Here is a 22,803-nt window from a genome sequence, read left to right on the forward strand (position 1 = left end):
ATTCAGACCGCCTTTAAATCCATAGTGTGTCAGGATGAGTGCATGAACTCATTGGCGGCTTATAAAGTCTACCCTGGTTTTACAAGCAATTGACTGTTCAACCAGAAATGTAATTTTTGCACGATGTAGGCTGCTGCTTCTTTTTCTTCCATTTTACTGGAAATCTGATCGCAAATTTCCATAAAGGCCGCCCCCGACTGGATGGCTTGTATCAAAATGAATTCAAGAGGGGAAAGCTTATAATTTAATACATCAAGCTGGCGCCGCCAAATCAATACAAACTGTGGAGTTTTAAGCTTTTTAGGCTGACTCTTTCCTGGAGTTTCAATCAGCATCAGGCTATTCCAGTGCATGTCAATAACTCTACAGGAAGGATGAAGATAAAACTTCAGATTAAGCCATTCTTCTGGCGATAATTTCTGTAAATCAGCCTCACAAAGAAGATCCGCATCATGGCTGGTTATGGCATCCGATTGCGCCCATTCAAAGGCAGCAATTTCACTCAAATAAGGTTTCCTGCTATAAGGCAGTGTTTCAAAAAGAAACTGGCTAAGATTTTGTCCGAATAAATCGAGCGAGTAATGGGACGAAGGATAAGCATGGATATAGTTCCGGCTCATATTATGAAAATTCGAGCCTCCCATTATGGCAACCAGTACAGGATAATCATCCATCAGTGCTTCTTCGAGCCGATTGTAATATCCATTCGCATAGATTGAAATGCGATCTTCAATAGAGCCGCGCGGCGGCTGACAAAGATGAGGCTTAACAACAGGTTCCAAGGTCAGCATGGAGTTTTGCAGTGATTCCGAAACTTCCTCAAATTTCATGTTCCAGCCTCGCTTTTATCGGGGATAAAGAGTTTAGCTTAATTGTCCTTGCGTAGTCTAATTCCTGCATTAGCTCCTCGAAAGGTGGAATATTATCATCGCGCTCGATGATTGTGGAAACATTTCCAAAGCGTTTCACTGCAGCGGCGTAAAGTTCCCATACTTCTGGAATGATGGGATGATCATGAGTATCAATAATATAATCCTCACAATTCAAATGACCCGCCAAATGAAATTGCTGGACCCGGTTGACAGGAATAGAATCAATGTAGGTCAACGCATCAAAACCATGATTAAAAGCACTGACATAGATATTATTAATATCCAGCAAAATCAGGCAGTCAGCACGATTTGCAATTTCAGTAAGAAACTCCCATTCAGTCATTTCTGAGGCCTGATAACTGATATAACTGGACACATTTTCCAATAAGAGCGGTCTTTGATAAAAATCCTGCACGTATCTAACCCGTTTAACGATATGAGAAATCATTTCTTCGGTATAGGGCAGCGGCAGCAGATCATGCATATTACGCTGATGCGCCCCCGTCCAGCAGAGGTGGTCAGAAATCCACTTGACCTGAATGCGATCAGCTAACTGTTTAACTCTTTTTAAATACTGTTCATTAAGAGGATCCACATTCCCAATAGACAAAGAAACCCCATGCATACTCATGGGGTAATGTTCACGAATTTTGTCCAGGTAATAAAGCGGCCGTCCTCCGTCAACCAGATAGTTTTCAGTGAGAATTTCAAAGCAATCAATGTCTGGATGCCGTTCTAAAATATATTGATAATGATCAGGACGCAAACCTAAGCCCATACCAGAGGTATGGGCTGAATTCTTGTTTTCCATTGATTAGTAGCTCTTACAGTTATTCTTATATTTACAAGAGTTTTGATATTTGCAGGAATTGTAACTTTTGCAATTGTTATAGCTTTTGCAGTTGTTGTGACTCTTGCATTTATTATAGCTCTTACAGTTGTTATAGCTTTTGCACTTGTTGTAGCTTTTACAGTTATTATAGCTCTTGCAATTGTTGTAGCTTTTACATTTGTTATAACTTTTGCATTTATTGTAGCTTTTACATTTGTTATAGCTTTTGCATTTGTTATAACTCTTGCACTTGTCATAACTTTTACAGTTGTTGTTGCTTTTGCAATTGTTTTGACTCTTGCAGCTGCTTGAGCTTTTACAAGAGTTTTTAGATCCCCCGCCGTATCCCGAATCACCTGATCCACCATAACCGCCACTGGAACCGCTATTCTTGGAGTCTCCTCCATAACCTCCCTGACTGTTATTTGTTCCTCCATATCCTCCTGAATTATTGGGGCTAGCATATAGGCCAGATGTAAAAAGGGCTGCTGCTGCAGTGGCAATGATGAGACCTTTTTTATCCATTTCAATCTCCATTTGAGCAAATATTGCTCATTTAAGAATAGATGAGCGCCCTGATATCTTCAAGTGCACTAATTTAAAGATTATCAGGCAATCTCGTTAACTGAGGCCCCATTAGATGTATATATTATTTAAATTTAGGGTTATAATGTAACAGTGGATAAAAATTTTGAACAATTTCTAAGAGAACATCATGCCCGATTTTTCTTACCAAACATTAGATAGTCAAGAAATTCCTAAAACATCTTTTGTTGCGAATGGTAAAACTTATAATTTTCATACTGAAAATTCTGCTTTTGCAATATTTGAACCTCCCCCGGAGCAATGGGCAGATCATCCTGAGATTCAATCACCCTGGAAAATTCATTTAAACGTTCAAAAGGAATCCTTGGCACAGGTCTGGGAACTTGTTCAACCTATGCTGATGGCGAATGACGTTCCGAGCTTTAAGGTTAGCCGTTTGAGTAAGGGCGAAGGGGTTGATGATAATTCTGCAGCGCGTGTTACTGAGGGAGCTCAGATCACGATTTATATTCAAAAAGGGAAGGAATTTGAATTTAATAACTTAATCGCTAAAATCGAGCAAAAACTCTTGGCAGAAGGAATACAACCCGGTCAATTTGCAGACAGTGACAGGAAGGTAGGCACGTTTGTTTCAGTGAGGGGTGCTGGGGTAGTAGGGGGAGAGCATCCTTATCTGAATGCAGATCAAACAGGTAACAATTACAATCCTCATGAACTACAGGATCCTTTTGTGGTTCAGGAGTCCAAGCTCCAGGCTGATTTTGCTGCCGGCCTTAACCAGTATTTGAAAAGTGATTATGTTCAGGACAGAATTAAAACCGCGATTACCCAGAATGATCCTGGAATGCTTACCCGATTATTTGATAAGCTGGCTCATCAGGAAAATATCATGGCCTATGGTAATCAACTACTTACTAATACAGAAGCTGCCATCGAAGCAGGTAATCTGCCAGGCTATCTGAGCCAGTTTTCAAGGGGGAATGCGCAAGTCCTTTTCAATCAGGATATGAGTGATTTACACCCTTCTGTGATTGAGGCAATCGGTAAGGCTAATTATGACATGCTCATTTTAAACATGGGCAGCAAGAAGGAGTTAGTGACTAAAATTATCCAGGCTACCGTTATCTTTCATACAGCGATTGTTACCGATGCGATGTATAGTAGAATTGGCATTAAAGAAGAGGAAAAACGTTCTGAAGAGCAAAACGAGGCCCTGGTAAAATTTACCAATGAAATCACAGTTCCCTCTCAGGAAGTGCAGGTCTCCCTTACCCCTGAAGCGCTTCTTCACAAAGAATTTCTTCCTGAACCCAAGCAAACAGTTGATTTAACCGAAAAAAATCAAGCTGTGGCAGAGTTGGAAAATCTATTTAGCAATCTGCAAACTGCACAAGATCTGATTAATAGTCAAATTGCCAATTTGGAAAAATGGGGCGAATCCCCCGAAAGCTCCGCTGCACAAATCCAGGCATTGAAAGGCTTGGATAGAACATTAGGCATGCAAGGAGATAAAATTCAAGAGTCTATTGAGAAATCTGGATTGCCTAAAATAACGGCAGAGGCACTAAGACAAGACCATGCAAGCTTTATACGAAAGATTGATGATTTTATTGAAAATAAATCGAGTAGTGAAGCCGAAAGAAACATGCTGAGCGCTATCGTCTTTGATCAAAAAAGTATCAGCACAAAACAAGAAGCCATTAGTAAACTGGGGAAACTTTACAGTAATTTGGAAGTTGCAGAAAATCAGTTGGAAATTCATATCAATAATTTTAAAAAGTGGGGCCATCTAAAAGAAAAACCCGCTATTTTAAAGGAGAAAATTAATCTTCTTGAGGGGCTTAAAGCTAATTTGGCTATACAAAAAAATGAAATTGCTGAAGAACTTAAAACCCATGTCACTAATCCAGGAAGTACTGCACAAACTATAAATGAAAGCATTGAAAGGCATAAAGAAACTATCGGGGAAAATTTTAAGAATAATCTCGACTCGGAAGTTTATAATCCAAGGGAAAAAAGACTCCTGGAAATCATATGGACTGGTATTGTCAGCCTTTTTACAGGATTTCAGGTCAAATATGAACCTAAGGAAGTCAAGGCGGCGAAACAGGACACTACGAATGCCAAAGAGGCTCTGACTGCTCTGAAAGCAGCTATCGAAAAAGAACCCCTAAATGACCAGCTAGTGAGCCAACATGAGGAAGACACTGTGCCTTTAATTTCTTCCCCAAGTTAGGTAACTATCAGGAGTCGCAGGTAAATGCAGAGGAAACACGCTCTGTTTCATCCAATAGCTCTTTACGCGATGCGTGAACTTCATGCATAAAAAATCTGACTTTTGAAAACCATCCTTTGTCCCAGCCAACGTTATTCTTTGCCGTTGTTTCCAGTGCTTCCCAGTTTTTTTCACTTGGTTCACTGGCATATTGTTGCATTGCCTTCATCACAGCCACTTTGGGCTTATGTATAACATCTGTCCTGTCGCCGCGATCAAATTTTTGTAAGTAGCTATTAATAGCAGCATTTACTTTGTGTTTAATAATGCCAACGCCATTTTTCAAGTCACTGATTTTTTTATTGTTCTGAACAAGTCTGCCTATCAGATTTTCCAGTTCCCGGCTTTTCTTTTCAGGATTCTGAGTAGCATCATAGACCTTTTTTGCAGAATGTACTGCTGTCCAATCCGCTGCTGTTGGGTTTGGCTTGCCACAATAAGTCTTTAGTTCTGCATATAAGTCTTTGAGCGGGGTATCATACTTTTGCTCCTGAATCACTTTTTTATTAGCGCTTAAGATATTACTGAATTTCATATGAGTTGATGTTTCGGTCAACTTGCCCGCTTCAATATCTTTCTCCTGCTGACTTAGAATGAGGGCTATAAGGTCTTCGCGTTCTGCTTTCGCGTAAAGCATCTCAGTAGAATAATGTTTTAAGCCGATGCGTAATTCGTTTATAAACTCTTCCGCTCCATAAATACTCCGCCAGATTTTATCGAAAAAGCTGTCTTTTTGAAGCATTCTGGCTAAATACTCTTCGTCTCCCTCGATTTTTTGTGCAATGGTTTCTGTTTTAGAAGAAGATTGATGCAGATTCATGGCCGCATTTTTAGCGTTTAGGAATTCGCTGAGCTCCTTTTTAATTCCCTTTCTCCAGTTGGAGCTTATGCCGCCCACTTTGGCATCCAGCAAAGCCAGAATTGCTGCCTGCTTCTGTGAGGGATCATCTTCAATTTTCTTGATTAACTGAGCATAATATTCCACTTCGGTTTTATGATGCTGAATTGCGTGCAGACGTTTTCTTGATCTCAGAAAATCCAGGGCAATTACTGCGTCCAGACTGGCTACTGCCTGCACACCGCTGTGTGTGTAGCAATTTTGGGGAGCATCCAGATCCTCAATATTATCCAGGAGTTTTATCAGGCAGAAGTCGACAGACTGTTCATTGAATCCAGTAAATTTATGATATTGGGCAGCAAGAGCACGCATTTGGCTTTCCTGCTGATTCGTTCTTCCACGAATACGTTTTAATTCATTCCATTGTAAGTAATCAGCGGTTTTCTGATTGCCGTACATGATTGCAGAAACCATTCCTGGCTCATTGCCAGTCAGCATGGAGGTTCCTGGCCTGGTAGTTACAGAAACGACTCCGCCAATTTTACTTTCTTTAGGGTGGGTCGCTGCTTTCACTACCGCATTTTTAAATCCTCGTTTATACAGGGCTTCCGCGACTTGCTGTGCTAGAGGCTGAGCTCCAAATCCTCCCTCACAAGACACCAATTTGATGGATTTAAGTAGTGACAAGTCTTTACCTTTAAATTGAGCGGCAAGTTTTTGTGACAACTGTCCTGCTGTTAAATTCCCAATATATTGTCTCGTATCATCACTGTGGGCCAGCAAAATTATTTCTTCTGGTATCTCTCTGCTTCTGACACTAAATTCAAGTAAGGCAATCTCATTTTTATTTTTATTACTATGTTTAGCCAGGTTTTCCTGAAGCTTAAGTGCTGTTTCCCGCTCTGATTCATCTCCAATATAATAAATTTCTACTTTTGCTTTACTCATACTTCATTCTCAAAAAATTCATTTGGCCTATAATTAAAGCCGTGTTAAAGGCTATTTTGCAAGACTATTTATTTAGCCACATCAAATTGAAATTAGAATTATACTACCATAGATATTATGAAATTATTAACAATAAATTTTTTAGGGATATTCAATTAAATTAAATTTTAAAAAAAAGAAAATTTTTAGTTAAATATGTTTACAACTCATTGATGCGATTTTGTAATTCAGCGAGTTTAATTTTGATTTTTTTATAAATGCAAATAACAAGTTCTGTGAATTTAGAATAGTCGAGGTTCTCAGGTGAAAAGGCTGCAATAAAGGTTTTTTTAGTGGGGATTATTTTAAAACAGTTCATATGAATGTCAGAAACAAACCAGGGATTTATTATATCTCCAGAGTTGATTTTGATAATCATAGTTTCCTGATTATTCTTTTCTATGATAATTTGGGCTTCTCCCTCGATCATTATCAGCAGGAATTGATTGGTAATTGCCATGGGAATACCAGATTTTTTATCATAATAAAAAAAGCTGCTTTTTTTTAAATAAACTTGTTTATGCTGCTCCGGCAAACAAGAAAATATATCGAAAGACTCAACGAGGGCTTTTTGCCTGCTGCTCAGCTCATTAAATGCCTTCGGGTGTCCCGATTCCTTGTTGATTATGGGTGTGAAATTAAATTTGCAACAGGTTTGTTCTATGTGCTGTGCCACATAGTTGATAATTCTCTGGGTGAATATAAAGGCTGAATAGTTGGAATGATTGAATATTGCATCCAGAATATTTTTTTGAATAAAGAATACCTGGCTATCAGTTTTGGCAATGGCAGTTGCCGTTCTTGGGATATTCGCTAAAATGCCAAGCTCGCCGAATACTTCTCCCGCGCCAAGGGTCGCTACTATCTTCATACTGGATTGAGCTGCAATCGTAACTTCACCCGTAATAATGATGTACATTCCATCTGCTGGAGCATGTTGCTGAAATATACAAGTGTTCGCTGGAAATGATTCAATCGTTGATATTAGACCAATATCATGAAATATAATCGGATCAAGACCAGAAAAGACAGTTAGTTTTTCAATAAAATCGCTAAAATATAATGGATTATAGTTGGATTTATTTCTTAAATCGGATGAGCTTTTTACGCTTTGCAAGAGCTTGTTAGCTACTTCAATTCCACTAATAAATGCAGACTCATGGACATGGGGCGGTATTAGGTAGGAGCCACAATACCAGGTATTATTTTCCCCTTGAATTTCATTCATATACTGTCTGCTGATTTGGCTGGAATGGATCATAGACGGGTGAATATAAAACTTCTGCTGATAGATTTTATCTGCATCAATCTGTTTAAATGGATTAAGTGTCAGGAAGACATCAGGAATCTGGGCAGGCAAATTTTTAATTTTATTGATATAAAAAGTAATCGTGGGTCTTAAAATAGTGGAGGGTTCAGGAGCATACAGGCAATTGTATCCTCCCCAATGCGCTTTTTCTGTTGGCATAATGCTGCTATCGCTATGAATAGTGAATGTCGCTCGCTGCCAGGGGAAATTGACTAATAAATTCTTTTCATATTTTTTTGCATCTTCAAACAGACTGATGGCATGGTATGGATTAATGCTGACGATTACATGATCAAAGCTCAGAGATATAGTTTCTCCGGAGGTACTGCTTGCCCGAATAGAAATTTTATGACCATGACGAGCTATTCCAAGAACTCGTTGATTAAGCAGGATTTGATTATTACTGTTTTTTTTTATAAACCAGTCTTTGAATACTTCAGTATAACTAAACATCCCGTCATTTAATGCCATTCGTTTTCCAGTGGGACCAATAATTCCATGAATTTGCCAAAATTGAAGTAATGGAATCAAACGATAATTTTCAGGATTAGTATTGGAAACCTGAAAGCAGGCTGTTGCTCTTGGATAAATATATTCTTCACTAAAAATTTTGCTGTAAGATTGGTTCTTAAGATAATTACCCAGGGAAATTTCTGAATTTGGATTGCTCAACAAAAATTCCAGACTTTCTGTACGGAAGCGGTTTATTTCTTTTATATAGAACTCCTCATCCAGAGGGCAGTTTTTTCGTATAAAGACCCTGCCGTCGATATTGGCAAATACCAGGTTATTACCTTCATCTATAATCGATAGGCTTTGATTGATAGGATGATAAGGGATCTTGAAAAAATCGATAAATTGTTTGAAATGATGAAATTGGTCCTGGTTAAAATCAGTAACGCCGGCATCCAGAACCCAGGACTGGCCCTGGTTATCACAGACTTTCACTCCAAAGCAATGCCCGCCCAGATGCTCGAGTTCTTCAATGATAGTCACATTGTGATTTTCATTGGCTAAAGTGAAAGCAGCGGCAATACCAGATGCGCCGCCTCCAACAATAACTACATCCATATCATTCCTTATTTGAAACGATAATACCTGATAAGTTTTCAGTTATTTAAATTAAAGCAGAGCCTGAATTAAAATGCTGCAAACATTTACCTCATATTCAAACTCATCGAAGAATGAGAGTCGGTTTTTTCTAAAGCCGCTACTAATTCATCTCTGAATTCTTTAACTCTTGTATCATATAGCCTTGAGAAATTATTGCGATCGATATTTGCTGGCCAATAACGATTACAAAAAAATGCACCTTCTTGTGTGTATCCTCGAGCAATGCCTATACCCTTACCAAGGAAAAGCAGACCCGCCTTCATTACACTAAAGCACTGCTCACTCTGATCGAAACCGATATACTGGAGAGGAGGACGCTCATTTTTTCTGATGCTAAAATCGTGATCTCTCTTCCAAACAAAAGAGGGGGAAAAAATCATGGCCGCGTTATCCTCAACTGCGCCCTCTTCTGTAAGTGAGGGACGAAATATTTCTAATAACATATGATGAGGCATTTTCTTTTGTTCTTCCCCCACCTTATTAAATGCACTATCAAGTCTTTGACATAACTCTTCTTGCAGTGGACTAGAGACGGGGCTGTATGCTTTAGCGTATTCGTCACAGATAGCCAAATAATTGTCATAGGCTGCTAATAAAGGCTTAATATCATAATGTTCCTGTTGTTCTTTTATTTGTTGGCTAAATTGCTCCTGATTGCCGGTTAGCTCCAAAAACATTGCCCACATGTAACTATCATAATTTTTAAAAGCTAATTTTAATGGACTGATATATTCTGGCGATGCTGGGCCATATAGGAATTTGGGATCAAATCCTTGGGGAAGTTGATCTGGATCTATAATTTGGGTATTGCTGTAATGAATAGCATGTTGAAAGATTAAGTCCGGGTTTGCTTTTGCCAGTTTTTCTGCTTCAGCATAATCTGCATGAGCGACTCGATCCAGTAACCGATAGATATCCAATGGTGGAAACTGCTTCTTGCAATTTTCAAATTTTTCCCTGGCTTCAGGGTTATCTGTTATGTATTTTTCAAAAATAGCCAGCATACGCGTATGATTAATTTCCAGAGCATATTGCAAGGGACTTGTGTATTTAAAATAGGACTTTGATTGTACCAAATCAGGGGCAGACTCCTTGTTAGCAGTTGGGAGATTAAAACAATAATTGACTGGCGAAAAGATTGCACCAGGATTTTCTTCTACAATTTCTTCTGCTTTATCATAGTTTCCTTCAACAACACAATTCATCAGAGCATAGGTATCCCCGAAAAAACTATTTCGTCGGAAAAAAGAAAATTTCGTGCAGGTCTTAGCCAGAGTTTGAACGGTTTTTAAATCGAGGGGAATGTTTTCTATATACCTTTCCATTGGTAATTCAAGCAGAGGGAAGATATCGGATTGTCCGGTCATTGCATATCCTGTGTGAATTGTGATCAAAATAATCGTCAAGCCCAATAGTATAAAAGAGGAATGCGCGAGGTGGTAGTCTCATCTTTGTTTAGGAGAGTTGGTTCACAGCAACGGGGCTAATTAGAGTTCTACTAAGCGATATCTTTCACGGTCCTCTTCATCCGTTTTTTCTGGAATAAAATTCAAATTTTTAATCGTTTTTCCCCCCAGAGTATACATGGTTTTTGGTGTGAAAAATAATTGCCGCTGAGCGTCCTTGAGCGAAGAGATAATGGTATTGGCGTCATAATAGTGTTAATGGCGAAATATTCACTCAGTCGAGTGAAATAATTGGGGTTTATTTTTTATAATAACAGTTTTCAACTAGTATTCATTCGATCATGTGAATATTGGGCAATTGAACGCCTTACTGGGATGCGAAAAACAACCATAGTGTATCTAATATAACCATTAAGTGATATAATAGACATCTTTTAATTTTGGGAAGATCTTATGTTTATAAAACCTGTTTCTGTATCTGATAAATGGCTGAAAGACAATACCGTGGTTAGATTATCTCTGCCGCGAGTAGAATTAAAAGAGAAAGAGTCGATGTTAGTAAGAGGATGTGTCTTTCTTCCTTTTGTATTTGAAAAAGAAGATAAATTTGACAGTATCAAATTAGCGATTCATTCAGAAGTCAGAGCAGGTTCTGGAAAAAACGGACAATTTAAATCCTCCATAGATTCTGAAGAATTTTCCGAACACAAAAAGAGCACACTCTGGCTTTGTACGGACGAAGAAAAAGAAGGCAGGAAAGGTGTTTTATTTAAAACAGAGGAAGAAGCAAAAGCGTTTAAGGGGCTTTATAATTCAGTAGATGCTTATTATCAGTCCGGTTTACATAAAGAGAAACCAATTGCTCCTGACAATGTGAACTACTTATTGTTAAGCAGCAGCACCCTGGATTTCTTTGACGATGAATTACGTGCTTCCAAGCGAAAGAACATTGTTGAGGCTTGTCATAATTTAACCCCGGCTGGTTCATCCGATAAATTACGTTCCCCTGACGACTCACATTGGGTAATGGTAACCCTTAGGGAGGGAATTAATTCACAGGCGCTTTTTCCAAACTCTTACAAAATTCAGACTCTGTTACTGCAAAATTCAGATGCAAAAAAGTTTGGCAAGCTGGATTTACCGCCTGATCTGAAAAAAGAAAAAGCAGAGTTACCTGAAAAGAAAAAATCGAATCCTTTGTTAAGCTGCCTGCCATTCTTCAAAGCCAAATCGAAAGTAAGTGAAGAAGTTCAGGATAAATCATCGGACAATGATTTAATGCAAATACAAGTGGTTCAGTAATCCAGATCCCTCACGCTTATCGAGACTACTCTGGGTCTTGATAAGCGGTATCTTCAAATTTCTCCGGCAGAAAATCTTTGCTTGTTTCCACAAGTGTATCCAATATAATCCAATCTGTTTCCCAATAAGGATATTTACAATGAAAAAATGGCTACTATTTGCTGCCACCAGTTTAATGACTACTGCTCATGCTGCAGAGCTGACCTGGTGTAATTATAAAGATTACTTTCGTTTAAGTGATATCAGCCATCCAGGCATTACGATTATAGAGACTCATCATGATGCGGAGCTCGTTTTAACTCCAGTTGGCCCACGTAGTTTTGAAATTCAGGATGGCTCACAATGTCAAAGTGGTTTCGCCCATATTACGGTTGCATACGATAGCAATCATTGGTGTTTGTTAGACATCAAGGATGGGCCATTTATTAATCATCCAACGGTTAAGGCGTCCTGCACGGGTATTCGCTATATCGATACGATTTATGATGGAACGGGTTCTCATTCTTACACTATTAATCTGGACTAAATAAAAAAACAGGAGAAATCTTCTGGTTTATTTATTCCTTTTGTTCGGTTACTCTAACTTTGTCCAAGTTCTGCGGTAACTTGTCGTCTTTGCGAACGAAAGTGAAGCAATCCATGTCGAAACCCGGACAAAGCCGGGAGATGGATTGCTTCGCTGACGCTCGCAAAGACGGGGCTTTTGTGCATAGGTCTTCACTTATGCAACAATGTCAGTTTATCCGTTGAATCCAGATTTCTATCTCAAGGAGGAACTAATGCGTTGTCGTTTAATGTATTTTTTTATAACCTTTTTCTTTATTAATTCGATATCTTTTGCGCAATTACCTGCGAATTATCAAAACTTATCCGCTGAGGAAAAACAAAATCTGTTGTGGAGTAAGGTAAGTGACAGTCACGCCAGTAATCCACTGCCAAAACTTACCGAAAATAGCTTTAAGCAACTGCTTATTACCCTTAAAGGGTTTTTCAATTTGAGTCCTTCTTTTGATTACGAAAGTGATGAAGAGCCTGAAGGAAGGGCAAAAATTCTTCATTCAAATGGTTCGGTAGGAAAAGTCCGATTTATTCCGACTAACGATCATCCATTCACAGGGATTTATAAGACAGGAGCCATTGGAATAGCACGCTTATCTATGGCGATGCCTGCCAGTGATACCAGTTTTGTTCCAGGAATGGCGGTTAAATTTTTGATTGATAAGCATTCCTCCGTAAATATCCATGCCATTAATTCTTTGGAAGGCCAGGGTAGTGACTGGAACTTTTTTGCCAGGGATTTCTCAAATAAAATCGAGCATCCTAAAGGCAAGATCCTTCGGGCCATTGAGTTAATTTTTGAATGGACACACGATCCTGCCAACGAATTGGGTCTATGGCGTTTAGCGGCATGGGATAGGGATGGGCAACCTGCGGGCATTCCGGTTTATCCTGAGCGAATTTATTTTAAACCGGCCGCTGAGGTGCAAAATATTATTCCAGCTGATTCACGCGATGATTTCAGAGTTTCCCTGTCACAGGTTTCTATCGGTCCCCTCTATGAAGTTTATGGCTTATACCAGGGTAATGAATATCATGTAGGCAGCCTGATGTTGGAAAGCGAGCTCTTAGCCTCGGAGTACGGCGACAATCATTTGTTTTTTCAACATCAGAGATAACACGCATTTACCCCTAAGCCAGGCAGTAGTCTAATCCTGGCTCAGTGTCAAATCATGAATAGATTCCCGCCTGGCGCGGGAATGACAACATCCTGACTCGCATCAACGAAATCACTTGCTTTGTTATCGCGGCGAACGCAGTATTGCAAGATTATCATCTGATGCATACCCTTCTTCTGAGAACCATATAGTGGGCTTTACAGTATTGCCAGGAATAGCTTGCGATGCGGTATTTTCAATTATAGCGGGTTTAAAAAAGGGTATAGTAACCCGGCTATGGCCAAATCCAGGTGCTTTTGAATAAAATGGAATCATCGCGTCGTCAACAGTTTCATTAGCATAACGATGGACAGCAACCGAATCAAATTCAAATAAAACCTGATTTCGATATCGCATCATTTCTAATTTAATGGCTTCCTGCTGACTGTCTCCCAAGCATGTCTTGAGACGTTCAAAGTATTTGAAGATGCGCCATGCAGGGGTAAAAGAAAAATAGTGTTTATTTTTCTTTAATTTATTGTTTAACTCAGACAGGTCAATATTGTCGGTTGTTAAAATCCGATGCATTAATTCTGCTGCCATGCAGGACTGTATGAACGAAGCAGCGTGGCTGCGTTGCTCATTAATCATAATGAAATGCTTACCAATGAACCTCATTTCAATATTCTGGATTGGAAACATAAAAATATTGAGTTCAATATTATAACTGCTTTTAAGTTCTCTAATCACGTAGGCCAAAAAGCTAGAGGGTTGAATCCCTTTAGGATTTAAATCCAAAGAACATAAATGAGCGTCTCCGTATTCATTCTGTCTCATCAATAATTCACGGATCACTTGTTCAAAGAGGGCTGGCCAATCTTTACGAACAGTATCTGCTTTGCCAGTAAAAATTTTCCTCAGTTTCAAATATTCCGCGGTCATCTTTTTGCTCAATAGCGTCGGATCATCAGCATTCAAAATCCCTTGCAAATGCAGTTTCCACCATAATGCGGCTGCATCAATTTGAAATTGAGAGAGTTTGGTCGATAATTGCATAATTGATTCATCTTAATAAAAACCGCTCATTATATATCATCTGTGGTTAAAATTAAAACTTTAAAGTTATTATTTGTGTAATTAGATTTTTAGTTGTGCGGGATGAGGCAAAGAGGCCTCCCTTTAAGGAAACTGTAAGGGAGGTTAAACATCAGGTTGAAACAGCTTCAAATCCAGTAATTAATCGCTAAAACAACACTGTTAGAGCTCAAATCAATGCGGGCATTACCATTAGGATCGAATAAACCATAGACGCTGGGTATTTGTAATCTAAGCGGGTTTCCATAATCAACATGATGATACTCTGCTCGCAAAGACCAGTTCTCACCCAATCCCCATTCTAAACCTGCGCCGATTAACCATCCTGCATGGCTGGTATTGGTTGAATAATAATCATTTCCTTCATTCTGGTAGGTCAATCCGAGATGTGCAAAGCTCGCGCCTGCGGTCACATAGGGTAGAAGATTGTTATTATTCCAGCTCAGAGCTCGCCCCACTCGGGCTTTAATAGAGTTTTGTCTCTGATTCTTAAAGGTGAAGCGATCGGAGACATTGGAATTAAAGGGACAGTCGCAGTTTAGTGCTTCATTTGGATGGCTGTTAAAGCGGATATCCGCTTCTATGCCCGTTACAAAATCGTTAGCGAATTGATGTATATACCCCAGTTGGAGGCCAGGGAAAAAGCTTGAAAAATGGGGGCTGGCATTACAACGTTCATCAAGGTCAATAAAACCTGATTGTTGTGATTTTAACTGAACGCTATTAACTACCAATCCTCCGTTTGCGCCAGCATATAATCCCGTCCAGTGATTTGAAAATGGATTCTGAGCATCATTTGCATAAACTACCCCAGCCACATTCATTGCTATCATACAATTTGCAGTTATTACTATAAGTTTTTTCATGGTGCTATTACCGTTAAAGGATTAGAGAAAATGCCATTTTTTGAACCAATAATGGTGCAAGAACCGTTTCTGCCATGCATCTTAAGAAAGTTCTGAGTTGCAGTCTGTCCTATTTGGCATACTACATTGCCGGTTTTGTTGATGAGCGAATAAAGGCTTGGGCCCGCACCTGGAATGGGTAACTCTCCCAGTATAACTGGCCTGCCGCAACAAACCACCGCGGGGTTGTAAATGGGGGAGCCATTGACTGTGGCTGGTATATCAACCGCTCCGGGAGGAGTCGGTGGTGTGGGTGGAGGGGGGGGAGGAGGGGAAGGGTATCCCATAAAATTAAATTGAACAAAGGCAGGCGCTCCCACGGGGAGATAGGCTATTGAATAAATTGGCGTTTTTAAGGTATTCCCGGTGAATGTGACTGAACTGAAACTGCCTGTGATGCCAGAGGATGTAAGCAGGGTGTATTGTCCGGGCGGGGTATCGGGGGCGAGGTTAATTTCCAGAGTACCTGCAAGAGATGCGGATCCGGAAATCGCGACTAAAGAGCTGCCATTGGAGTTAATATCGATATGAACAAGACTGCCGAGCGCGCCACTACTTGCTTCATTTAAAGTTAAACTGCCGAGATGAAGTGTTCCACCTGGATCCGGAGAAATGGTTCCAGAGTTGGCAAAAACATTTCCCGTTAAAGTTCCGCTACCGCTGAGCGTGCCTCTTTGCGCGCTAAAATTACTGTTTCTGCAGACAAAGACAAGCGCCTGATCAATCAGACCATTGACTTTGAAATTGGCATTATTAATTACAACTGTTCCTTGATAATCACTCGTTCCATAATAAGCCACCGTACCATTTCCCTTGATATTGACACTGGTTCCTCCGGCACCAAAAATCGTATCGTCAGTAAAGGCGACCTGGGTGCCAAGCGTCAGCAGATCGCCTGTGTTCTCAGCCATAAATGTAAGAGAGGAACCTGTGCGCAAGAAAATACTATTTCCTAATGCGGATCCATCCGTTCCGTCTGAACCTCCCGGGCCGCCAGTTCCATGCGTCCCGGCCTGGGTTGAATTGTTTATGGTGTTAAAAGTGGTTGAAACTCCCGGAAGTGTCTGGATGGTAAAGTTCAGATTGCTATCCACAAAGATAGCGCCGCCAAGACCGCTGCCACCGCCTCCGCCTCCGCCACCAAAGCCTGAACCTACGCTATTGGCGCCTAATCCGCCAGAACCTCCTCCGAGATTTCCGATGTCAATTCCGCCGATAGCATTCGAGCCATTGGAAGGACCTCCACCGCCGCCGCCAGCTCCCCCTAGAGAATTGCCGCCTGCAGCCGGGCTCATGCCTGATTGGTTGACGCCGCCGCCACCGCCTCCGCCTCCAAGTCCGCCCGAGCCGGCCTGTACCGCATAATCGATGTCATAAGCCCCGATACCTGCACCACCGCCACCGCCACCGCCATAGCCGCCATTGCCAGCTTGTCCATCAATTCCATTGCTGGGAGCCACTGCCACGACTCCACCCCCGCCGCCGCCAGCCCCATCTCCACCAGCACCGCCAGAGGGTACGGCAAAAATCAGGGGCGGGATATTGCCTTGAGCCTGTATACCATTCGCTCCCTGACTTCCTCCTCCGCCGCCTCCAGAAGATACGAATGGTCCAATAGCGCCGCCGCCCCCACCGCCTCCGGCATCATTTCCTCCGCTGTAACCTCCACCCCCGGATCCTGCGGTGATTGCCAGACCATAACCACTTCCATTCAGCCCCAGGTTTTGATCCGAACCTCCATTGCCTAAATTGCCAGGCACTCCCAGGGTGGCTCTGGATCCAAGGCCGCCTCCGCCTCCTCCGCCACCGCCGAGCACATTATTGGTGGAAAGAGTCACATCGCCGCCATCACCCCCAAAACCGCCGCCGCCAGCACCTCCAGTGCTCCCGGTTGTTGTGATCGCGCCGCCATTTCCGCTAAAGCCGCCGCCCCCGCCTCCGCCTTCACTGCCAGTAGAGGAGGGGCCTAAATAACTCCCGCCATTTCCACCCACAGCGGTACAGTTTTCTATCGATACATTCATCAGGGTGACAGCAGGATTGGAGCCCTGCAAAAAAACCTGCGGCGCATAAATAGCCCCGCCGCTGCCCATGCCACCGCCGCCGCCCGAAATTCCATTTCCACCATTCCCTCCTTTGGCGCTCAGATTCTGAAACTTCATATTCTGAATGGCCACATTTCCCATCGGGATAAAAAACCCGCTGTAAGCGCCATTATTGCCATCGATTGTGACTAAGGAGCCTGGACTTGGGTTGCCGATGGTGATATTGACTGGATTGGGTGAATTATTAATAATGGGCAGAATCCCATTGAGTTGAATGGTCATTGGGAAAGCAAAAACAATGGCATAATCATCGGGTGCAGTGTTTAAACTCTGATTCATAGAGTTCAGGCAATATCTCAGATCACCTATCTCTCCGAATCCACCCGGATCATTATCAGAACTGATTGTTACATTCAGTGTGGTTAAAGCGTACAAGGACTGCGAAGCGAAAAGAGAGAGCCAATAAATCCGATGCCTGGACTTGAACATGAGATAGCCTGTTATTTTTTATTAGCATCGTAATATGTAAAAAATATTTATTCAACGACATTCACTGTAGTCACAATAACTGCACTTGATAAAATGAAATCGCAAAAATTGCCTATTAAACCTCCTGAAAATTCTTGAAAATTTCTCAATGAGAGTATTTTGTTATATAGGTAACCAGGATTTTTTTAGTAAGTTAAATTTCAGACAATTAATAAAAATACTTTATAGAACTCTTCGCTATACTGTTAGAAAGGGAGCTTCAATCGGTCCTGTGATATGATTACTGAGCTGATTTTGTTTGCGTTGGGATTTATTCTCATCCTCAAGGGTGGGGATTTATTTGTAAATTCAAGTACGATGATTGCCTATCGCCTGAAAATTCCAAGATTTATTATTGGTGGAACCATTGTCAGTCTTGCCACAACCGCTCCCGAGTTTGTGGTGTCGGCTACCGCAAGTTATCTGGGCGACTCGGGAATCGCCCTGGGTAACGCTCTGGGGTCTGCTATAGCCAACATTGGTTTAATCGTTAGTTTAACGGCCATTATTGCCCCCATTTCAGTTGAACTCCTTCCTTTTAAAAGACGCGCGCTATGGATGCTGTTCACTACGCTATTTGTTTTCATTTTTGCATGGAATCTTGAAATTAGCCGCTGGGGAGGGGTGTTCCTGGTTATTTCCGCCCTTGTTTACTTGCTATTAAATTTAGTAAAAGCTCGATCCGAGCGCAGAAAAACAACCGCGACAGGAGAAACCATAATCCTGGAAGCGGATGCTTCAATGGGCAAATCAATACTGTATTTTGGCCTTGGAATTGTCCTGGTGATATCAGGAAGCTGGTTGCTGGTAAATTCAGGAACCGCTATTGCGACTGCCTTGAAAATCCCTTCATTCATTATCGGGCTGACAGTCGTTGCGGTGGGCACTTCCTTGCCTGAATTGATTACCGCGATTAAATCCGCGAAAAAGAATGTGAGCGATCTCTCGATTAGCAATATCATCGGCGCCAATATTCTCAATCTAGGATTAATAACCGGAACTGCTGCAATTATCAGGCCGCTGACGATGGATTTATTTACGAAATATTACGCCTTTAGCTGGGTGTTCATTATGATTATCGGGATAATGCTGATCTTCTGGAAGTCAGGGAAAATGACAAAACGTCATGGTCTGATTATGCTTTTACTCGATGGTGTTTATGTCATTGGCTTATTGGTTTTTCCACTTGTTCTCCCTGGGGCGATGGGATAACCGCCGCAGACATGCCGGCAATGTACTGCTCAAATGCCATTAAGTTAAGGAAACTCTGCAATTGCATGTATGTTGGGCCAAGGGCCCAACTACAATAATTTCAGTTTACAAGGAAAAAGATTTAAGCTACATTTGAATTGCGTACAAAATTCAAATGCCCATAGGGATTGGAGTTAACCATTAAAGAAGGGTGGCTCTATGTTTGCACTCATTGACTGTAATAACTTTTATGCCAGCTGTGAACGGCTGTTTCGCCCCGATTTACAAACCACTCCAATTGTTGTTCTTAGTAATAATGATGGCTGCGTGATTGCGCGCTCCAATGAAGCCAAGGCACTTGGTATTGCAATGGGGGCACCTTACTTTCAAGTCAAGAGTCTGTGCAAGAAAATGGGAGTGCAGGTATTCTCATCAAACTATGCCTTATATGGGGATTTATCCAATCGCGTAATGAGAATCATCGAAGACCATTGGCCGGACACGGAAATTTATTCCATTGACGAGGCGTTTTTAAATTTGTGCACGCTGCCTTTGTCTCAGGTTACAGAATTCTGTCAGAATTTACAAAAAACTATTTTTAAATGGGTCGGTATTCCTGTTTCAATTGGAATTGGGCCGACTAAAACCCTGGCAAAAGCCGCTAATCATGTAGGAAAAAAGATCCTCAAAACGCCGGTTTATTCAATTAATGGCAGTGCAGATTTATGGCTTAAACAAATGGATGCGCGAGAGATTTGGGGAGTAGGGCGTCAATTAGCGAAACGATTGAACCAGATAGGCATTTATACAGCCGAAGATCTGGCCAAGGCTGATCACTTTTTAATTAAAAAGAAATTTAGTGTCGTCCTCCAACGTACGGTTTTAGAATTGAATGGAGTTTCCTGCCTTGAGTTGGAGGAGCCTGAACCCCGGCAGTCCATTATGACTTCATGCTCTTTCGGGGGGCTTCAGTCCGATTATGAGCAAATCCAGGAGGCCATTAGCCATCACGCGGCGACTGCATCGGCCAAGCTTAGAAAACAAGGTTTAATGACCCATTATTTATCGGTTTTTATTCGCTCAAGCCCATTTCGCGAAGATTTGAAACAGTATTCAAATTCGATCGGATTTCGTTTGATTAATCCCACAGATGATGTACGTGTTATCACTAAATGGGCGAAACATTGTCTAGAAAAGATTTATCGAAAAGGGGTTTATTATCAGAAGTCCGGTGTATTGCTTTCTGATTTAATCAGTAAAAACTATTATCAGTCCGATCTGTTTAATCAGCCCTCTGACCAGGAGCTGGAACGTTCTCATACCTTGATGAAGTTGATGGATAGCATTAATACCAAATACGGTTCAAGAACTGTAAGATTGGCTGCTGAAGGTTTCAGGAAGGAATGGGCGATGAAGCGGGAATTAATGTCCCCTTGCTACACGACGCGCTGGTCGGATCTCCCCAAAGCTTATGCCAGATAATGTAAAAGATGGCGGCTTGGGCTATTCTTTATAGAAAGAGCGGAGCCAGGGATGAGCGAGAAGCCGGAATCTTATTACCTTAAATTCAGGCTAGGGGAGCAGATTATTTTAGTCTCTCTGGATTCTGTTTATCTCATTTTACCTATTGCACAGTTGCAAAACATTCCCCAACAGCATTCCGCTCTGGCAGGTATTCTTAATTATCATGGACAAGCGGTGCCTGTTTATCATTTATACGAACTGCTTGAAGCATCAAAAGTCGCCTACGATTTGGACACCCCTATCATTCTGTGTTCTCTATCTTCTCAATGTATCGGTTTATTTGTTTCTGAAGTGATGGAAGTCTGTGATGTCAATGAACAGCTTATACAGCAGCCGCCGAAAACCTGGGCTTATGTCAAAGGAATTATCAAAAATGAAACGTCATCAGCCTGGGTTTTGGATTTGGAGCAATTATTGCACTGGCCTCAACCTTGCCTGGAGCGTGCTCATGAATAAGTGGGCTATTATTCTGAAAGAATGGGTTGCTGCTCATTCAGGCCTTCTTTTATCTGATCAGCAGATGAATTCAGGTGTTCAGGAGATCAGGCGATTAATGGATTCATTAAATTTGAGTGAAACAGATTACCTTAATGCTCTGCGAGCAGGAGATGACAAGGTCATTAAATCAACTATTGATATTTTAACGGTGCAGGAAAGTTATTTTTTCCGCGATTCCCCCCTGTTTTCCTGTTTGAAAAACGAATTGCTTCCACAATTAGTGAATGAAAAAAGAAAAAATCAAACGCTTAGCCTTCGCATTTGGAGTGCTGGATGTGCCAGAGGCGAAGAAATCTATTCAATTGCCATTTTATTGAATGAACTGCTTCCCGATATTAATCGCTGGACTATTGAACTTGCAGCTACAGATATCAGTTACAGCGCACTTGAAAAAGGGAGGTCTGGAGTATTTAATGAGTCACGGCTGCGCGCTACCGAAGATAAGCTGAGAGAAAAATATTTTATCAAACGCGATTCCTTATATTATTTGAATGACGAAATTAAAAATCGGGTCAGTTTTTCATATTTCAATCTTCGTAAACCAGTAAAGTTATTTAAAAGCTTCGATTTAATTTTTTGCCGCAATGTATTTATTTATTTTTCAAAAAGCCATGTGGAAAATATTCTCCAGTTTTTTTATGAGCATTTGGTTGATGAAGGGATCTTATTCCTTGGGCCTGCTGATTTAGTAACTCATTGCCAGCATCATTTTTCTGTACAAATGACTCAAGGCGTATACCGGTTAAAAAAAATGACCCAGGTAAAAGAGCAGCCGAAGAAAGCGGAACTGAATGCGGCAAAAATAGAAAAGGAGGCTCCCTCATACAAGGCCAGCCCCCAGGAAAGCACTAATTCGCTTCAACTTATTCAGGAATTATTAACCAATACCAATTATAAAGAGGCATTAAATAAAATTGATAATTTGTTTCTTAAAGGAGAAACAGCACTGCTTTACCGTTGTCAAGCTCAGGCATTGATTGCTTTGGGTGATATTAATGCTGCTCAGGTTTCACTTGAAAAATCCATCAGGATTGACCCCCTGGATGCCATGAGCCATTTTTTGCTTGGCGTGGTAGAGGTCGATCAAAAAGAAAATAAAAATGCGCTCATTTCGTTTCAGAAGGCGCTCTATATTAAACCTTTATTCCCTGAAGCCGCTTATCATCTTGGCTTGCTTCATTTGCAGATGAAACAAAAGGAACAAGGAATAAAATGGTTAAACCAGGCGTTACGTTTTGCCAGCACACAAGATGATGATGAATTAATTTTTTATACGAATGAACCCAAAACCCATTTAATTAACGCAATTCAGGCAAGCATTTCGTATTATCGAGGACAACATGAAGAATGAGCCTTTGCTGGATGAAAAAGCAAAAAAAATACTCGCAGATCGAGCTGCGCTAATGGCCAGGAAAGAGAGGGAGGTTAATACACACGCTACAAGTAATTTATTGGTATTTTATGTGGGTGAAGATCAACAATATGCCCTGGATTACGAATCAATTGATAAAGTTATCCTCAGCCATAAAATTACGCCTGTACCTGGCGTTAATCCTTTATTTTCAGGTCTTTTATACCATAATACAGAGGCTTGGGTAGTGGTCAATTTACATCAACTGTTAATTGGTAAGTCTGCAGAATCATTCAGTCACTTCATATTATTAAGCGAGGATCATTATCGCATTGTCTTGAGTGCGGATACTATCGTTGGACAAATCAGTTATGATGAAACGGTTGAATTAATTCAGCTGACATTGAGTGAAAACAGGCAGTCTTATGTGCGCGGCATCTATAAAAATAATATCGCAATTTTAGATAAGAAATCAATTATTGATCTGCTTAATCTGGAACAAGTGGAATGGAATTAACTTTAAGGAATAGC

Annotated in this window: 18 protein-coding genes; 9 read left to right on the forward strand and 9 right to left on the reverse strand. The window is 40.9% G+C overall.

Annotation, left to right across the window (positions count from 1 at the left end):
- Positions 1-68 precede the first annotated feature (68 nt).
- The 3 genes from DYH61_RS03275 to DYH61_RS03285 are packed head-to-tail and all read right to left on the reverse strand — an operon-like array spanning position 69 to position 2,234.
- A complete protein-coding gene (locus DYH61_RS03275) occupies positions 69-830 on the reverse strand; it encodes an HvfC/BufC family peptide modification chaperone (RefSeq protein ID WP_058506414.1) in 762 nt (253 codons plus the stop codon).
- Positions 820-1,683 carry an MNIO family bufferin maturase gene (gene bufB, locus DYH61_RS03280; RefSeq protein WP_058506415.1) on the reverse strand — a complete coding sequence of 288 codons (864 nt, stop codon included), beginning with the start codon at positions 1,681-1,683 and terminating at the stop codon, positions 820-822. Before bufB ends, DYH61_RS03275 begins: the two co-directional genes overlap by 11 nt.
- Positions 1,641-2,234 (reverse strand): hypothetical protein, encoded by a 594-nt coding sequence (locus DYH61_RS03285; protein WP_133129124.1) that lies wholly within the window; start codon positions 2,232-2,234, stop codon positions 1,641-1,643. The genes bufB and DYH61_RS03285 overlap by 43 nt, the downstream gene beginning before the upstream one ends.
- A gap of 185 nt (positions 2,235-2,419) precedes the next feature.
- On the opposite strand from DYH61_RS03285, the gene DYH61_RS03290 reads away from it, so the two are divergent.
- Entirely contained in the window at positions 2,420-4,486 is a 2,067-nt protein-coding gene (locus DYH61_RS03290; protein ID WP_058506417.1) for a hypothetical protein, read from the forward strand.
- A 7-nt stretch (positions 4,487-4,493) separates the two neighbouring features.
- Here DYH61_RS03290 and DYH61_RS03295 read toward each other — a convergent pair whose 3' ends face one another.
- The 3 genes from DYH61_RS03295 to DYH61_RS03305 all read right to left on the reverse strand — a co-directional run bounded on the left by DYH61_RS03295 (position 4,494) and on the right by DYH61_RS03305 (position 10,178).
- Entirely contained in the window at positions 4,494-6,311 is a 1,818-nt protein-coding gene (locus tag DYH61_RS03295) for a hypothetical protein (RefSeq protein WP_058506418.1), read from the reverse strand.
- 199 nt (positions 6,312-6,510) lie between these two features.
- Positions 6,511-8,730 (reverse strand): cyclic nucleotide-binding domain-containing protein, encoded by a 2,220-nt coding sequence (locus tag DYH61_RS03300; protein ID WP_058506419.1) that lies wholly within the window; start codon positions 8,728-8,730, stop codon positions 6,511-6,513.
- 86 nt (positions 8,731-8,816) lie between these two features.
- Complete coding sequence (locus DYH61_RS03305) at positions 8,817-10,178, reverse strand: hypothetical protein (RefSeq protein WP_157072283.1); 1,362 nt, start codon at positions 10,176-10,178, stop codon at positions 8,817-8,819.
- 453 nt (positions 10,179-10,631) lie between these two features.
- On the opposite strand from DYH61_RS03305, the gene DYH61_RS03310 reads away from it, so the two are divergent.
- From DYH61_RS03310 to DYH61_RS03320, 3 genes are all read left to right on the forward strand, one after another.
- Entirely contained in the window at positions 10,632-11,480 is an 849-nt protein-coding gene (locus tag DYH61_RS03310) for a hypothetical protein (protein WP_058506421.1), read from the forward strand.
- 139 nt (positions 11,481-11,619) lie between these two features.
- A complete protein-coding gene (locus tag DYH61_RS03315) occupies positions 11,620-12,006 on the forward strand; it encodes a hypothetical protein (protein ID WP_058506422.1) in 387 nt (128 codons plus the stop codon).
- Positions 12,007-12,259: 253 nt separating this feature from the next.
- Positions 12,260-13,156, forward strand: a complete 897-nt coding sequence (locus DYH61_RS03320; RefSeq protein WP_234999836.1) for a hypothetical protein — start codon at positions 12,260-12,262, stop codon at positions 13,154-13,156.
- Positions 13,157-13,279: 123 nt separating this feature from the next.
- Here the strand turns inward: DYH61_RS03320 and DYH61_RS03325 are convergent, their stop codons facing one another.
- The 3 genes from DYH61_RS03325 to DYH61_RS15595 all read right to left on the reverse strand — a co-directional run bounded on the left by DYH61_RS03325 (position 13,280) and on the right by DYH61_RS15595 (position 17,669).
- Positions 13,280-14,191 (reverse strand): hypothetical protein, encoded by a 912-nt coding sequence (locus tag DYH61_RS03325; protein ID WP_058506424.1) that lies wholly within the window; start codon positions 14,189-14,191, stop codon positions 13,280-13,282.
- Positions 14,192-14,358: 167 nt separating this feature from the next.
- Entirely contained in the window at positions 14,359-15,096 is a 738-nt protein-coding gene (locus DYH61_RS03330) for an outer membrane protein (RefSeq protein WP_083499144.1), read from the reverse strand.
- Positions 15,093-17,669, reverse strand: coding sequence for a hypothetical protein (locus tag DYH61_RS15595; RefSeq protein ID WP_165482884.1), 2,577 nt, complete (start codon positions 17,667-17,669; stop codon positions 15,093-15,095). The genes DYH61_RS03330 and DYH61_RS15595 overlap by 4 nt, the downstream gene beginning before the upstream one ends.
- Before the next feature lie 276 nt (positions 17,670-17,945).
- On the opposite strand from DYH61_RS15595, the gene DYH61_RS03350 reads away from it, so the two are divergent.
- From DYH61_RS03350 to DYH61_RS03370, 5 genes are all read left to right on the forward strand, one after another.
- A complete protein-coding gene (locus tag DYH61_RS03350) occupies positions 17,946-18,920 on the forward strand; it encodes a calcium/sodium antiporter (RefSeq protein WP_058508529.1) in 975 nt (324 codons plus the stop codon).
- 198 nt (positions 18,921-19,118) lie between these two features.
- Positions 19,119-20,381: a Y-family DNA polymerase gene (locus DYH61_RS03355; protein ID WP_058508530.1), complete on the forward strand. Its 1,263-nt coding sequence runs from the start codon at positions 19,119-19,121 to the stop codon at positions 20,379-20,381.
- Positions 20,382-20,432: 51 nt separating this feature from the next.
- Positions 20,433-20,879, forward strand: coding sequence for a chemotaxis protein CheW (locus tag DYH61_RS03360; protein WP_058508531.1), 447 nt, complete (start codon positions 20,433-20,435; stop codon positions 20,877-20,879).
- Complete coding sequence (locus DYH61_RS03365; protein ID WP_058508532.1) at positions 20,872-22,272, forward strand: CheR family methyltransferase; 1,401 nt, start codon at positions 20,872-20,874, stop codon at positions 22,270-22,272. The genes DYH61_RS03360 and DYH61_RS03365 overlap by 8 nt, the downstream gene beginning before the upstream one ends.
- The gene (locus DYH61_RS03370; protein WP_058508533.1) at positions 22,262-22,789 is read left to right on the forward strand and encodes a chemotaxis protein CheW; all 528 of its coding nucleotides are present in this window, start codon (positions 22,262-22,264) and stop codon (positions 22,787-22,789) included. Before DYH61_RS03365 ends, DYH61_RS03370 begins: the two co-directional genes overlap by 11 nt.
- The last annotated feature ends 14 nt before the right edge of the window (positions 22,790-22,803 follow it).

Origin of the sequence: Legionella quinlivanii (assembly GCF_900461555.1) — a bacterium.
Taxonomy (GTDB): Bacteria; Pseudomonadota; Gammaproteobacteria; order Legionellales; family Legionellaceae; genus Legionella_C; species Legionella_C quinlivanii.